We start from the raw sequence: 14,401 nt of genomic DNA on the forward strand, positions 1-14,401 counted from the left end.
ACTGTTCAAGCGTAAGCCCCGCGGCATGCCGTGGGTGCACGGCCCTGCGATCTGCTACTCCGGCTACCGCGAGGGGCAAAGCCCGGATACGGGCGATTATCCCAGCTATGAGGAGATCCGCGAGGACCTGCGCATCCTCGCGCGGCATTGGCGCTATCTGCGTATTTACGACAGCCAGCGCCATGCCGAACTGGTGCTGGAGGTGATCCGGCGCGAGAAGATGGACTTCAAGGTCATGCTTGGCATGGCCGTCGCCGCCGAAGTGTCCAACCCGAATTGTCCCTGGGGCGGGGAATACGCTGACGATGTGCTGGCAGCGAACAAGCGGGCCAATAATCGTGAGCTCAAGCGCATGGTGAAACTGGCCAAGCGCTATCGGCGCCATGTCTTTGCCCTGTCCATCGGCAATGAGGCCAGTGTCGACTGGAATGATCACATGGTGCCGGTCGAGCGCCTGATCGAGTTCACACGCGTGCTCAAGCGCAAGACCAGCCACCCGATCACCTTTTGCGAAAACTACGTGCCGTGGCGCGACAAGCTCAAACCGCTTGGTGCCGAGCTCGATTTCATCTCGATCCATACCTATCCGGTCTGGGAGCATCGTTCGATCGATGAGGCGCTGGACTTCACCAAGGAGAATTACTTCTCGGTGAAGCACCATTATCCGGACAAGCCGGTGATTATCACCGAGGCGGGATGGACGACGACGTCGAATGGGCGCGGCATTGATCCGCACAATGCTTCGCAGGCACTCCAGGACCGGTATTATCGCGAGCTGGTCGAGTGGACCGATTGCGAGCAGATCCTGACTTTCGTCTTCGAGGCCTTCGACGAGCCCTGGAAGGGCTCACCCGATCCCCACGAACCGGAAAAGCACTGGGGCGTCTTCACGGTCGACCGCAAGCCGAAACAGGTGATGCGGGAGCTGTTTCCCGACCTCTAGGCGCGCCGCAGCTGCGCCGGAGTGACGCCGACGGCCTCTTTCACCAGCCTGCCCATATGTGACTGGCTCGAGAAACCGGTGTTAAAGGCGATCGAAGAAATCGGCTCTTGGGTGTTGCGCAAGAGGCTGACGGCCCGGTCGACACGCCGGTTCTGGACATATTGGGCGGGTGTCAGACCGAGGGCGGATTTGAACACGCGCGAGAAGTGGCAAGGGCTGAGCCTGGCCGTTTCCGCGAGCTCGCTGAGGCGGATTTGTTCGCCCAGCCGCGCCTCGATTTCCGAGAGGACAGGTTTGAGGTCCTCGCGCTCGACCTGGTCCAGCTCCCGCAGTGAGGGCTCTTCCAGATTGGCGCCGAGCCGCAATAGGCCGAGCGCGATAATGTAAGCGCGACCGTCCATTTCCAGCGAGCTGGGCGGATTGTCGGGGTCCAGCGCCCGCAGGACATAGGCTTCGATATCCTTGGACAGCATGGGATCGGTCTGGGCAAAGAAGTCTTCCGGCTCGACGTGTTTGTCATCGCCGATTTCGTCGGCCGCTTCACACAGCAATCCCTGACGGAAATACAGGTGGGCATACTCCACCTCGCCCTGCGAGCTGACGATCGCCGGGGAACCGGGGCGTTGCAGTGAAATGGCTCCGGTACGGGCCATCGGTGCGTGGAACTCACTGCGGCGGGCGCCGCCGCCGCCCAGGTGCAGGGTCAGGACATAATGGTCGACACCATCAAAGCTCTGCTCCTTGCCGAGATTATGCCGGTGACGCGATGCCGGGACATTCCAGCCTTCCTCAAACCCGAAAAGCTTGGGGACATTATCGCCGAAGAGTGTGCGGTAGATTTCACAATGTTCCGGTTCGGAAACAAAGGCATGCAAGCCCATAATCGCCTCGTTCTGGCAGCCCAATGCAACTGTCTGCGGCATAGTAATATCAAAATTCGTATGAACAAATCATACCAAAGTGAGCGCAAGACGGTGCAAGACGAGGCTGGTTCACATCCCTAACTGAGCGCGTGACGGTTAATACCGCCGCGATCGCGCGGCCTATCAGGACGGATACCAGAATGAATTCCTCGACCTTCTGACGCTGCAGAATAGGTAGCTTGCTCTAGCCGATGACCGGGCCGTGCGGTCCACCTGTCGACTGAGCCATTCTATCGCCTTCGGGCAGAGCAATTTCTCGCACGGCGGAAACAATGATTTTCCGGTTCGTGCCGCGAAGACCATTCCGCTGTCCACTAAATCTACGCCACCGCTTAGCGCAACTTCTTACCCATTATGGAGACGCTCAAATGACGACTGACAACACCATGATTAACCCGGACGATACCGCTCTCGTTCTGATCGACTTCCAACCCGCAATGTACCAAGGCGTCGAGAGCCACGATAGGCTATCGGTCATGCACAATGTCCAGACCCTGGCGAAGACCGCAAAGCTGTTCGGGTTGCCGACGATCATCTCGACGGTCGCCAAGGACAGCTTCGCTGGTCCCTTCATGCCGGAGGTGACGGATCTTTTCCCGGACACCGAGATCATCGACCGGACCTCGATCAACTCTTGGGTCGATGAGAACTTCCGCAAGGCCGTGGCCGCCACTGGCCGCAAGAAAATCGTTCTGGCCGGTCTGTGGACCGAAGCCTGCGTTATGTTCCCGACCCTCGACCTCCTCGCTGAAGGTTATCAGGTCTATGTGCCGACTGACGCTTGCGGCGACGTGACGCCCGAGGCGCATGAACGTGCCGTCCAGCGCCTGGTTCAGGCCGGTGCCGTACCGATGAACGCGCTCCAGGTCGTGTTCGAACTGCAGCAGGACTGGGCCCGCGGCGAGACCTATGACGGTGTTATGGAAATCCTCAAGGCCCACAGCCCGTACGGCATCCAGGTTCGCTTCTCGAAGTGGGCGCTGGGCGAGCACGCCAGCGAAGCTGGCTAGGTCCCCCTTTTATTGCGAACCCGCCGGGCCTTTCCGGCGGGTTCATATTCCCTTTCGACATAGCCCATGAGGACCGACATGGCAGAGGCAAACGACCTTGTTATCCGCAATGCCAAAATCACCACCTTGGACCGGAGTAATCCGGAGGCCGAAGCCGTGCTCGTCCGTGATGGCAAGATCGCCCTGGTGGGCGACGATGCCCGGGTGATGCAGGCCGCTGACGCTGAAGCCAAGGTGATTGATGCCGGCGGCAAACGGATCATTCCGGGGCTTAATGACAGCCATACCCACCTGATCCGCGGGGGGCTGAGTTTCAACATGGAGCTGCGCTGGGAAAACGTGGCCTCCGTGGCCGACGCTTTGCGCATGCTCAAGGAACAGGCGGACCGTACACCGGTGCCGCAATGGGTGCGCGTGGTGGGTGGCTGGAGCGAGTTCCAGTTCGCCGAGCGCCGCATGCCGACATTGGACGAGATCAATGCAGCGGCGCCGGACACGCCGGTCTTTATCCTCCACCTTTATGCCCGCGCTTTACTCAACCGCGCGGCGCTGAAGGCGCTGGGTATAACCAAGGACACGCCCAATCCCCCCGGTGGTCTGATCGAAAAAGATGCCAAGGGCGAACCGACCGGCATGCTGATTGCCAAGCCTTCGGCCCTGATCCTGTACTCCACCCTGGCCCAGGGACCGATGCTGGCGCCGGAAGATCAGATCAACTCCACTCGCCACTACATGCGCGAGATGAACCGGTTGGGCATTACCAGCGTCATCGACGCTGGCGGTGGCGGTCAGAACTATCCGGAAGACTACGACATCATCCAAAAACTCCATGCCGACGGGAACCTGACCGTCCGCGTGGCCTATAACTTGTTCGCGCAGAAAGCCGGTTCGGAGCTCAATGACTATGAGCGCTGGGTCAAGATGACCGAGCCGGGTGCCGGCGACGACATGTTGCGCATGAATGGGGCCGGCGAAAACCTCGCCTGGTCGGCCGCTGATTTCGAGAATTTCCTGGAGCCCCGACCCGATCTGGCGCCGGTGATGGAGAAGGAGCTGGAGCCGATTGTCGAGCTGCTGGCCGAGAATGAATGGCCCTTCCGTATTCATGCCACCTATGACGAGACGATTGACCGCTTCCTCGGTGTGTTTGAGCGGGTGAATGGCAAGCAGCCGTTCAAGACCCGCTTCATCATCGACCATGCCGAGACCATATCCGAGCGCAATATCGAGCGGGTCGCGGCGCTTGGCGGCGGGATCGCGACGCAGCACCGCATGGCTTTCCAGGGCGAGTACTTCGTTGATCGCTATGGTGAGCGCGCTGCGGAAGCGACGCCGCCGATCGCGAAAATGCTGGAAATCGGAGCGCCGGTGGGCGGCGGGACAGATGCCACCCGTGTGGCCTCCTATGACCCGTGGGTCGGATTGTGGTGGCTGGTGTCGGGCAAGACGCTCGGCGGTACGGTCCTGACCCCTGAGCGCAACCGGTTGAGCCGCGAGGATGCGTTGCGCATCTGGACGGAGGGTTCGGCCTGGTTCTCCGGTGAAGCCGAGGTCAAAGGTACGCTCAAAGCCGGTCAATACGCCGACTTCGCGATCCTTTCGGATGATTTCTTCGCCGTGCCGACCGAGCAGATCCGGTCCATCGTTTCGGAAATGACCGTGGTGGGTGGACGGATTGTCTATGCTGCGGGCGATTTTGCCAGCCATGACAGCGCCCCGCCGCCGGCCAGCCCGTCCTGGAGCGCGCTCAATTTCATGCCGACCCCGGCCCAGATCCGTGGCGAGCAGCAGCCTGAGGGCGTCGCCCGCGCCTGCCATGATGCCTGTGGGAATAGCTGCGGAGTACATGGTCATGATCACGGTATCGCCTGGAATAATCCGCTGCCGGTGTCTGACAAGCGAGCCTTCTGGGGAGCGCTGGGCTGCAGCTGTTTCGCGGTCTAGGGCGGAGGGGGAATGACGCCTCTTCTCGACCTTCTGGCCTGGCCTGCAATGGGCAAGTTGTTTGCGGTTTTGCTCGCTGTGCCCTTCCTGGTCAGCGCCGTCACTAAGGCACTCGACTTCCAGGCGGCCATTACAGAGGTCGGCGGTCTGGTGCGCGGTGTGCCGGCCGGGCCGCTTGCGGTTGCGGTGATCGCAAGCCAGGCCGCCGGTGGTGTCGCTCTGATCATTGGCGGTTTTCCGGCGGTGTTCGGTGCCTTGGCACTGGCCGGTTTCACGGGACTGGCAACCCTGCTGGCGCACGCCTGGTGGGCTAAACCCGGCGGTGTGGCAGGTTCGAGTTTTATCATCTTCTGGGAGCATCTGGCCTTGATCGGCGGGCTGATGCTGCTGGCCCATCTGGAAGCCGGTCGGGTAACGACATGACAGAGAAAACCGAACAACCCGGCCCCTGGAGCGCCTTCAAGAGCCGCGCCTTCCTGGTGATCTGGACGGCAACCCTGATTGCCAACACCGGCACGTGGATGCGCGATGTCGCTTCGGGCTGGCTGATGACGGATCTGGCACCCTCTCCGGCCATGGTTGCCCTGGTTCAGGCCGCGACGACGTTGCCGATTTTCGTGCTCGCCCTTCCGGCCGGCGCTTTGGCGGACATTATCGACCGGCGCAAAATGCTCATCGTGATGCAGAGCTTCCTGCTGCTTGTCGCAGCGGTCCTCGCAGTGTTTGTCGCAACCGGCACGATGACGGTGTGGATCCTGCTCGGTTTGACCTTTGCAGGCGGTATCGGTGCGGCGATGACCCAGCCGGCCTTCCAGGCTGTGGTGCCGGAGCTGGTCGAGCGGCCGCAGCTGAGGTCCGCCGTGGCGCTTAACTCCATGGGAATTAACGTATCTCGCGCCATCGGCCCGGCTCTGGGCGGTACGCTGATCGCCGTGGCCGGTGTGGTTTCGGCCTATATTCTCGACGCGATTTTCACCCTGGCGATCATCCTCGCCTTCTTGTGGTGGAAGCGTCCGCAGCCGAAACAGACCTTGCCGGCCGAGGCCTTTTTCCCGGCCATGGCGACGGGGCTGGGCTATGTCGCGCGCTCCGGTGACATGCACCGCGTGCTGGTCCGCGCTTTTGCTTTCTTCTTCTTCGGGTCGGCTTATTGGGCGTTGTTGCCGTTGATTGCGCGCACGGTTTTGGAGGGCGATGCGACCTTTTACGGTCTGCTTATGGCGTCCATTGGGACCGGGGCTGTCCTCGGTGCGGTGCTGTTGCCGCGCTTTGCCAAGGGGCAGCCGGCTGGCCGTCTGGTACTGATCGGATCGCTGGCGACCATGATCGTAATTGCAGCGCTCGCCCTGATCGAATGGAAAGAGGCGGCGATCGGCCTGCTGTTTGTCGCCGGTGGGGCCTGGATCATTGTTCTGACCAATCTCAATGTGGCCGCCCAGTCTTCCCTGCCCAACTGGGTGCGGGCACGGGGGTTGGCGATCTATCTTACCGTATTCTTTGGCGCCATGACGGTCGGGTCGATTCTCTGGGGCCAGCTGGCGGCGCGGGTCGGGATCGAGATGGCGCTCTTCATCGCCGCCGGTTCCGGTACGGTTGCGGCGATCCTTGCGGCTTTCTTCCCGCTGCCCAAGGGTGACCAGGATCTCACCCCGTCCGGGCACTGGCCTGAACCCTCGGTCGGTTCACAGCCCGACAATGATCGCGGTCCGGTCATGATCAGTATTGAGTATCAGATCCCGGCCGGGGCCCGAGCTGCCTTCCTTGAGGATATTTATGCCCTGTCCAGGCGGCGAAAGCGCGATGGTGCCTATGGCTGGCGGGTGTTCGAGGATGCCGAGCACGCCGATCGTTTTACCGAGGTCTTCTTCGCGCCGTCCTGGCTTGCACATCTGCGCCAGCATGAACGGGTCACCAAGGATGATGCCGAGCTGCAGGACAGGGTGAGAGCTCACCATGCCGGCGAAGCTCCACCGCAGGTCCGCCATCAGCTTGCCGCGCATGCGTCCGACAAGCCCGCCGAAGCCCTGCCGCATGACCATTCGCACTGACTTAGCAGCCTGAGGAGGCGTCATGAAAATCGCTATCGGACTTGTTCTGGCTTTTCTCATCGGAGTGATCTGCAGGGTTGCCGATATTCCGGTGCCCGCTCCTCCGGCGCTGATTGGCGCGCTTCTGGTCGTCTCCATGACCTCGGGCTTTTTGCTTATGGATCGGCATTTGGCGCGCCGCCCGGTGCGGGTGGAGGATAAGCAATGACTGGCGCTGTGATGGGGATTGTTCTGGGCCTGGGTATAGGGGCGGCTTGTCGCCGCCTGGATCTGCCCTTGCCGGCTCCGCCCAAGCTGATCGGCGCCGGCCTGGTCGTCCTCATGACCCTGGGTTTTCTCACCGCCGATTATTTTCTGACACGCAGCTGAGAGGTGCTAGAGTGGCGGAATTGGGCTTTTCTCGCCGGTTAAGGATAAAATCCACCCACGAAAACGACCGGTAAAATACTGTTTTATAAGTATCTATCGCTTCGTTTTATGGGCCATCCGAATAAAATCGATTGGATCGATGATTTTTGATCCATCATTGTGTCGGCATAGCGTGCACGCGTTCCCAGTACAACATTAGCTTAACAAGCAGGATTGGAGACATCATGGACGGCGCTAGCAAATGCCCCTTCGCGGGCGCATCGCAGCGGCACACGGCGGCCGGCGCGTTTTCGAACGCGACCTGGTGGCCGGAACAGCTCAATTTACAGATGCTGCATCAGCATTCCGACCTGTCCAGCCCGATGGACAAGGACTTTGATTATGCCGAAGCGTTCAATGCACTCGACTATGAGGCTGTTAAACGCGATCTGACCGCGCTGATGACGGATAGCCAGGACTGGTGGCCGGCGGACTATGGTCATTATGGCGGTCTCTTTATCCGCATGGCCTGGCATGCCGCAGGCACCTATCGCGTTACCGATGGCCGCGGTGGCGCCAGTGCCGGTACCCAGCGTTTTGCGCCGCTCAACTCCTGGCCGGATAACGGCAATCTGGACAAGGCGCGCCGCCTGCTCTGGCCGATCAAGCAGAAATACGGGGCCAACCTGTCCTGGGCCGATCTGATGATCCTGGCCGGCAATGTCGCCATTGAAAGCATGGGCGGCCCGGTCTTCGGCTTTGGCGGCGGTCGTGCCGACGTCTATGAGCCGGAAGGTGATATCTATTGGGGGCCGGAGACCGAATGGCTTGCCGATGAACGCTATTCCGGTGACCGCGAACTCGCTGATCCGCTCGGTGCAGTGCAAATGGGTCTGATCTACGTCAATCCGGAAGGGCCTAACGGCAAGCCTGACCCGGTCGCATCGGGCCGCGATATCCGCGAAACCTTTGCCCGCATGGCGATGAATGACGAGGAAACCGTGGCGCTGGTTGCCGGCGGACACACTTTCGGCAAGGCCCATGGTGCCGGTGATGCCGGCCTCGTCGGTCCGGAACCGGAAGGTGCGCCGATCGAACAGCAAGGCCTCGGCTGGATCAGTGCGCATGCCTCAGGCAAGGGCGGAGACACCATCACCAGCGGTATCGAAGGTGCCTGGACTGCCAATCCGACCCAGTGGGACAACGGCTATTTCGACCTCCTCTTCGGTTATGAGTGGGAGTTGGTGAAGAGCCCGGCGGGGGCCTATCAGTGGCACGCCAAGAACCCGGCCGATAAAGACCTCGCGCCGGCGGCGGATGATGCCTCCAAGAAAGTCCCGACCATGATGACCACCGCCGATATGGCGATGCGCATGGACCCGGCCTACGAGAAAATCTCCCGGCGTTTCCATGAAAACCCGGAAGAGTTCGCCGACGCCTTTGCCCGCGCCTGGTTCAAGCTGACCCACCGCGATATGGGGCCGAAAGCGCGCTATCTCGGACCGGATGTGCCGGCGGAAGAACTGCTCTGGCAGGACCCGGTCCCGGCCGTTGATCACGCGCTGATCAATGATGCAGATGTTGCGGCACTCAAGGCGAAAATCCTGGAGACTGGATTGTCGGTATCCCAGCTGGTCTCGACCGCCTGGGCGTCGGCCTCGACTTTCCGTAACTCCGACAAGCGCGGTGGCGCCAATGGTGCGCGTATCCGTCTGGCCCCGGCCAAGGATTGGGCGGTCAATGCCGGAACGGGTGAGGTCATCGCCAAGCTTGAAGAGGTCAAAGCGGGTTTTGCCAAGCCTGTCTCTATCGCCGATCTCATCGTCCTCGGCGGTGCTGCGGCGATCGAAAGCGCGGCCAAGGCTGCCGGATTTGATGTGACGGTGCCGTTCACACCGGGCCGCACTGATGCCAGCCAGGAACAGACCGATGTCGACAGCTATGCGCTCCTAGAGCCCAGGGCTGACGGCTTCCGCAATTATAACAGCGGGTCCTCTGACCGTCCGGCAGAAGAATGGCTGGTCGATAAAGCGCAATTGCTGACCCTGACGGCACCGGAAATGACGGTGCTGGTCGCGGGCATGCGCGCCTTGGACACCAATACCGGTGGCACCCAGCATGGTGTGCTGACGGATCGTCCGGGGCAGTTGTCCAATGATGTCCTGGTCAATTTGCTCGACATTTCGACCGCCTGGACGGCGTCTCAGGATGATGAGGATGTTTTCGAGGGCCGGGACCGCTCTACCGGCCGGGTCAAGTACACGGCGACCCGTGTCGATCTCGTCTTCGGTTCGAACTCGCAACTGCGTGCCATTGCCGAGGTTTACGCCTCCGCAGATGCGGGGCAGGCCTTTGTCGAAGACTTCGTCGATGCCTGGAACAAGGTGATGATGCTCGACCGGTTCGAGATCAAATAACCCAGCGCACCTTTACGCGAAGGTGAGCGGAGAGCGGGCCCTGCCAGGCCCGCTCTTTTTTGTTTGTACCGATGAACTCAGTATTCGTAGGGTTCGTGGCCGACCAGATGCAGCGTGTAGGCCGCATCGCCAAGCTCGTTCATATTACGCTCGGAGGTCAGCTCGCCCCAGACCCAGACCGGTGACCAGACCTGTTCGACCGTGATCGGGCTCTCGGTGACAACATGGACGATCTGGTTCGGCGGCGGCGGGGTATGCACGCAGGCGCCAAAATAGGGAACCAGGAGGAACTCGCCGATCTCGCCACCCGGCTGGGCGTCAAGCGGCAGGATGAAGCCCGGCATGCGGATGGTCTGGCCGATCAGTTCCTGTTCCACATTGAACGTACCGATCTGCGCCATCTGGCCGCCGAAATGGTCGCCGCCCCCCATCATATAGCTGGCCGCATAGAGCTCTTCGAGCCGCTCCAGCTCACCCTCGGGCAGGAGATCGTCCCAGTTGATGATCAGCGGTTCGACCTCTTCCACTTCGCTGCCTTGGTGGGCGAGGGCCGGCGCAGACACGGCCAGCGGAGCGCATGCCGCCAGCGCGGCGACGAGGAAGGTTTTGGGCAGATCTAAAACAGACATCACAGGCCTTCTACAGCTTTGGGGTCAGACCATCTGACAGGGCGTTACGTTGGGCTTGCCAGGCCGGCAGCATACCGGCCGCGGCTCCGGCGAAAGTCACCGCGAACAGAACATAGAGTTCCATCAGCCCGGGCATACCCCCCAATTCCATACCGTATCGCGTGCGTACGATCGATGCGACAATACCGACGGCCACCTGTGTCACCACAATGCCGATGACGGCGCCGATGGCGGCCAGGCTAGTCGCTTCCAGGACCAGAAGAGAAAAGATATCGCCCGGCTTGGCCCCGGTAGCGCGCAGCACCGCCATCTCGCGGCGTCGCTCATTCAGACCCGAGGTCAGTGCGGTCAGAATGGAAATCAACCCGACGAGCAGGACCAGGAGCGAGATCACCCGGAAGGCGCGTTCGCCGGCACCGACAATCTGCCAGAGCTGGGTCAGGGCCACGCCGGGCATGACTGCTGACAGGGCTTCATCCGGGAAGGTGTTGATCTGGCGTTGCAGGCTCAGCGTCCGGATCGGACTCTGAACCCCGATAAAAGCGGCCGTGATGGTTTCCGGTTCGAGCTCGGCGCTGTCATCGCGCGGCTGGCGTGCGCCGGGCGCGACACCGGTATCCCAGCCGACATGGATCAGCTCAATGCTTTCCAGCGAAACATGGACCGAACGATCCACCGGCGTGCCGCTGGGGGCGAGAATGCCGGTCACGGTAAAGTCGTGGCCGGTATGCTCGGCAAAGCTGATCTCCCCAATTCCGTGCGAGAGCAGGATTTCATCACCCAGCTCATAGCCGAGCTGGCGCGCGACTTCCGAACCGAGGACCGCCTGATAGCTGCCGTCAAAGCGTTCACCCTGGGCGAAGTCCAGCGGCAGATCCCGGCCATAGCGGTAGTGATCGAAATATTCCGGTGTTGTACCAACCACCCGGTAGCCGCGATGACTGTCGCCGAGCGAGATCGGAACCGCCCAGGCGACGCCGGGTGCCCCCGCGATGCGCTGATAGCTCTCCCAGCCGATATTCGCGGTCGGATCGCCGAGGCGGAAGACCGAGTAGAGCAGAAGATTGATCGCACCGCCGCGGGCACCAACGATGATGTCCGTACCGGAAATCGTCGAATTGAAACTCGTGCGCACGCCGGACTGGATGCGCTCCACGCTGAGGAAGAGGGTCACCGACAAGGTCACGGCGAGGATGGTCAGGGCGGCTGAGGTGCCGCGATTGAGCAGGCTCTTCCAGGCCAGGCGAAGGAGGGCGGGGTTCATGCCATCGCTCCTGCGTGATTGATTTCGGCAAGGTCGACGAAACGGTCAAAGCGGGTCGCCAGCGACCGGTCGTGGCTGACAAACAGCAGCGAGGCGCCGTTCTCGCGGGCGATGCCGGAGAGCAGGTTGAGAAAGTCGTCCCGGCTATCATCATCGAGCGCCGAGGTGGGTTCGTCGGCGACGATTAGGCCCGGGGCACCAATCAGGGCGCGGGCGGCGGCCACACGTTGTTGCTGACCGACCGACAGGTTGGAGGAGGCCCGCTCCCAGGTCTCTTCCGGCAGTCCGAGTGCGCCAAGCAGGCGTTTGGCCTCGGCGTGTTTCGCTGCGGCAGTGTTTCCTGCGGCCTGGTCCCGGCGGTCCGAGAAGGTCAGCGGCAGGAGAACATTGTCGACCGCGGTCAGGTAGGGAACCAGGTTGAAGAGCTGGAAGATCATGCCGATCTGGTCGGCCCGGAGACGGTCGCGGGCCTGTGGTTTGACCGGGTCCATCAACTGGCCGAGCACTTCGATCGAACCTGATTGCACCGGAGTGATGCCGGCGATGAGGCCCAGAAGCGTGCTCTTGCCGCTACCGCTGGGGCCGGCCAAAAACACGCTCTCGCCATGCTCCAACGCGAAGCTGTCGATCGCGATCACTTCATTTCCGCCCGGCCAGGTATGGCGCAGGTTTTGGACTTTAACGGTGGTTTGCGTCATCGGGGCAGGCGGGCGCGCTCTTGGGCGGGATTGAGTTCAAAGGCCAGCTGGCGCTGTTCGGAGAGGAAGACCCCATCGACCCGCTCAAGCTGCGGGAAGGCGGCGAACAATGTGGTCGCGACGCCGCTGATGCGCGCCGGTGCAGCGCAGCGACCGCTATAGGTCACGCGCACGTCGCCGTGGCTGTCTTCGTCATGGCCTTCATGCGCGGCGTGATGCTCATGGTGTTCTTCGTGATCATGACCGTCTTCATGGTCATGGTCGGCATGATGCTCATGATGGTCTTCGTGCTCATGCCCGTCCTCATGATCATGGCCATCATGATGGTGTTCGTGGTGCTCATCATCCTGATCGCGGCTGATCTCGGCCGCATCGAAGGTGCAGTTCCCGTCGACCAGATTGAACAGGGTTGCGCCTTGGCGAAGGGTCGTATCAGCCGCTTCGATCGCAGCGCGTTGTTCGGCATTACGCGGCGCATGCTCGAAGCCATAAAAGTCATAGGCGGGGCTGGTCAGTTCGATCTGCAAACGTCCATCGGCCTCAACGGCGATCGCCATCTCGGCATGGCCGTGAACATGGGCCGACTGGGTTGCGGTCACAAGCGCGAGGGCGGTCAGGGCGGTAAAGGTCACAACGAACATCCTTATGGGCAGTGAGCGTATTGCATGGGGTCTGTAATGTTATTATATAACGTCAAACGGGGCGCAAGCCGCACTCCATACCTATAACCTAGCCCAGAAGGTCAAGCCATGCGGACTCAAGATGCAGCCGGAATTGGTCTGTCCGGACTTTGCCTCGTGCATTGTCTCGGTCTGCCGCTCCTTATCTCACTGAGCCCTGCGCTTATGTGGATGGAAAATGAATTCATCCATATCGGCCTCGCCAGCCTGGCACTTCTGGTCTGGTTGACGGTATTGCCGAAATGGCCGTCCGGCCCTGCGGGTCTGGCGATGAAAGCCGTCGCCATCACTGGGCTGGCTCTCTTATTCCTGGGCGCATTGTGGGAAGTCAGCGAGACGTTTGAAAAGGTTGTCACCTCAATCGGTGCGATCGCTCTGGCCAGTGCTCACCTGATGGCCTGGAAGGGCTCTCACAAGGGTTCCGTCTCCCACTCCTAGGCCGATGAGCTGTGGTGCCCCGCAGAAGTGTGGGGTTGAAAAGCGTGAGGATTTCCCGTCCTCTCCCGCGCTAGTCGCTTTTCTCGCCCAGGAGACTTGTTCATGGCGGATGCTCCCGCTCGGCCCGAGCGCCGGAATGCCTTTACCCGCTTCCTCGATACCGTCGAGTGGCTGGGCAATCTCTTGCCGCACCCGGTGACCCTGTTCGCCATTCTGGCGCTTGGTATCATCCTTCTGTCCGGCCTGTTCGGCTGGATGGGACTGGCGGTGGAAGACCCGCGCCCGGCCGGCGCCCGCGGCGTCGCCGATGACGGCATGATCCGCGCGGTCAGCCTGCTCAGTGCCGATGGTTTCCGCCGTATCTGGGTGTCGCTGACGACGAACTTCACCTCATTCGCGCCGCTTGGTGTGGTGCTGGTGGCCATGCTCGGCGTTGGCGTGGCGGAGAAATCGGGCCTCTTGTCGGCTGCCGTGCGCGCCATGGTGCTCTCCGCGCCGCGCCATGTTGTGACCGTCGCCATCGTCTTCGCCGGTATCGTCTCCAACACCGCATCCGAGGTCGGCTATGTCGTCCTCATCCCGCTCGCCGGTGCGATCTTCTACGCGCTCGGCCGTCACCCGCTCGCGGGTATGGCGGCGGCTTTCGCCGGTGTCTCCGGCGGCTATAGCGCCAACCTTCTGATCGGCACGATTGACCCGCTGCTTGCGGGTATCACCACCGAGGCAGCCCAGCTGATCGACCCGGACTACGAGGTCGTGGCCACGGCGAACTGGTACTTCATGGTCGCCTCGACCTTCCTTATCACGGCGATCGGTTCGCTGGTGACGATCTTTATCGTCGAGCCCAAGCTGGGCAAGTACGACCCGTCGCGCGCCGACCCGACCATTCTCGACAAGCGGATGATGGACAATCTGACCAAGAGCGAGAAGAAGGGCCTGTTCTGGGCCTTCCTCGGCGTGCTCTTCGTGCTCGGCCTGATGGCGCTGACCCTGATCCCCGAATGGGGCATTCTGCGCAATCCGGAGACCGGCGACCGTTTCGCCTCGCCCTTCTTCCGC

The 14,401-nt window shown here is 61.5% G+C and carries 15 protein-coding genes; 10 read left to right on the forward strand and 5 right to left on the reverse strand.

Going from position 1 to position 14,401, the window contains the following annotated elements; translation table 11 throughout:
* The first annotated feature begins 25 nt into the window (after nucleotides 1-25).
* On the forward strand, nucleotides 26-943 hold the full coding sequence (locus Q1V57_RS10765; RefSeq protein ID WP_300530462.1) for a glycosyl hydrolase family 17 protein: 918 nt from the start codon (nucleotides 26-28) through the stop codon (nucleotides 941-943).
* On the opposite strand, the gene Q1V57_RS10770 is transcribed toward Q1V57_RS10765, so the two are convergent.
* Nucleotides 940-1,866, reverse strand: coding sequence for an AraC family transcriptional regulator (locus tag Q1V57_RS10770; RefSeq protein ID WP_300530465.1), 927 nt, complete (start codon nucleotides 1,864-1,866; stop codon nucleotides 940-942). The two genes, Q1V57_RS10765 and Q1V57_RS10770, sit on opposite strands and share 4 nt — an antisense overlap.
* Nucleotides 1,867-2,234: 368 nt before the next feature.
* Between Q1V57_RS10770 and Q1V57_RS10775 the strand changes: the two genes are divergently transcribed.
* The 7 genes from Q1V57_RS10775 to katG all read left to right on the forward strand — a co-directional run bounded on the left by Q1V57_RS10775 (nucleotide 2,235) and on the right by katG (nucleotide 9,633).
* Complete coding sequence (locus Q1V57_RS10775; protein ID WP_300530468.1) at nucleotides 2,235-2,876, forward strand: hydrolase; 642 nt, start codon at nucleotides 2,235-2,237, stop codon at nucleotides 2,874-2,876.
* A gap of 78 nt (nucleotides 2,877-2,954) precedes the next feature.
* On the forward strand, nucleotides 2,955-4,820 hold the full coding sequence (locus tag Q1V57_RS10780) for an amidohydrolase (protein ID WP_300530471.1): 1,866 nt from the start codon (nucleotides 2,955-2,957) through the stop codon (nucleotides 4,818-4,820).
* Nucleotides 4,821-4,832: 12 nt separating this feature from the next.
* Nucleotides 4,833-5,243, forward strand: coding sequence for a hypothetical protein (locus tag Q1V57_RS10785; protein WP_300530474.1), 411 nt, complete (start codon nucleotides 4,833-4,835; stop codon nucleotides 5,241-5,243).
* Nucleotides 5,240-6,868, forward strand: a complete 1,629-nt coding sequence (locus Q1V57_RS10790; RefSeq protein WP_300530475.1) for an MFS transporter — start codon at nucleotides 5,240-5,242, stop codon at nucleotides 6,866-6,868. Before Q1V57_RS10785 ends, Q1V57_RS10790 begins: the two co-directional genes overlap by 4 nt.
* 22 nt (nucleotides 6,869-6,890) lie before the next feature.
* Nucleotides 6,891-7,076 carry a DUF1427 family protein gene (locus Q1V57_RS10795; RefSeq protein WP_300530478.1) on the forward strand — a complete coding sequence of 62 codons (186 nt, stop codon included), beginning with the start codon at nucleotides 6,891-6,893 and terminating at the stop codon, nucleotides 7,074-7,076.
* Nucleotides 7,073-7,237: a DUF1427 family protein gene (locus tag Q1V57_RS10800; RefSeq protein ID WP_300530480.1), complete on the forward strand. Its 165-nt coding sequence runs from the start codon at nucleotides 7,073-7,075 to the stop codon at nucleotides 7,235-7,237. The genes Q1V57_RS10795 and Q1V57_RS10800 overlap by 4 nt, the downstream gene beginning before the upstream one ends.
* A gap of 224 nt (nucleotides 7,238-7,461) precedes the next feature.
* Entirely contained in the window at nucleotides 7,462-9,633 is a 2,172-nt protein-coding gene (gene katG / locus Q1V57_RS10805) for a catalase/peroxidase HPI (protein WP_300530483.1), read from the forward strand.
* Between the two features lie 77 nt (nucleotides 9,634-9,710).
* Here katG and Q1V57_RS10810 read toward each other — a convergent pair whose 3' ends face one another.
* From Q1V57_RS10810 to Q1V57_RS10825, 4 genes are read right to left on the reverse strand one after another with little or no spacing between them, the layout of a single operon-like run.
* Entirely contained in the window at nucleotides 9,711-10,262 is a 552-nt protein-coding gene (locus Q1V57_RS10810; RefSeq protein ID WP_300530486.1) for a DUF3299 domain-containing protein, read from the reverse strand.
* A gap of 10 nt (nucleotides 10,263-10,272) precedes the next feature.
* Nucleotides 10,273-11,526: an ABC transporter permease gene (locus Q1V57_RS10815; RefSeq protein WP_300530488.1), complete on the reverse strand. Its 1,254-nt coding sequence runs from the start codon at nucleotides 11,524-11,526 to the stop codon at nucleotides 10,273-10,275.
* On the reverse strand, nucleotides 11,523-12,224 hold the full coding sequence (locus Q1V57_RS10820; protein ID WP_300530489.1) for an ABC transporter ATP-binding protein: 702 nt from the start codon (nucleotides 12,222-12,224) through the stop codon (nucleotides 11,523-11,525). The genes Q1V57_RS10815 and Q1V57_RS10820 overlap by 4 nt, the downstream gene beginning before the upstream one ends.
* Entirely contained in the window at nucleotides 12,221-12,856 is a 636-nt protein-coding gene (locus Q1V57_RS10825; RefSeq protein WP_300530491.1) for a DUF2796 domain-containing protein, read from the reverse strand. Before Q1V57_RS10825 ends, Q1V57_RS10820 begins: the two co-directional genes overlap by 4 nt.
* A 117-nt stretch (nucleotides 12,857-12,973) precedes the next feature.
* Here Q1V57_RS10825 and Q1V57_RS10830 point away from each other — a divergent pair, with 117 nt between their 5' ends.
* Both Q1V57_RS10830 and Q1V57_RS10835 read left to right on the forward strand, forming a co-directional pair.
* The gene (locus Q1V57_RS10830) at nucleotides 12,974-13,342 is read left to right on the forward strand and encodes a MerC domain-containing protein (RefSeq protein ID WP_300530492.1); all 369 of its coding nucleotides are present in this window, start codon (nucleotides 12,974-12,976) and stop codon (nucleotides 13,340-13,342) included.
* 102 nt (nucleotides 13,343-13,444) lie between these two features.
* A partial coding sequence (locus tag Q1V57_RS10835) for an AbgT family transporter (protein ID WP_300530493.1) occupies nucleotides 13,445-14,401 on the forward strand: 957 nt, incomplete at its 3' end.

The sequence above is a fragment of the Maricaulis sp. genome (genome assembly GCF_030149425.1).
Classification (GTDB): Bacteria; Pseudomonadota; Alphaproteobacteria; order Caulobacterales; family Maricaulaceae; genus Maricaulis.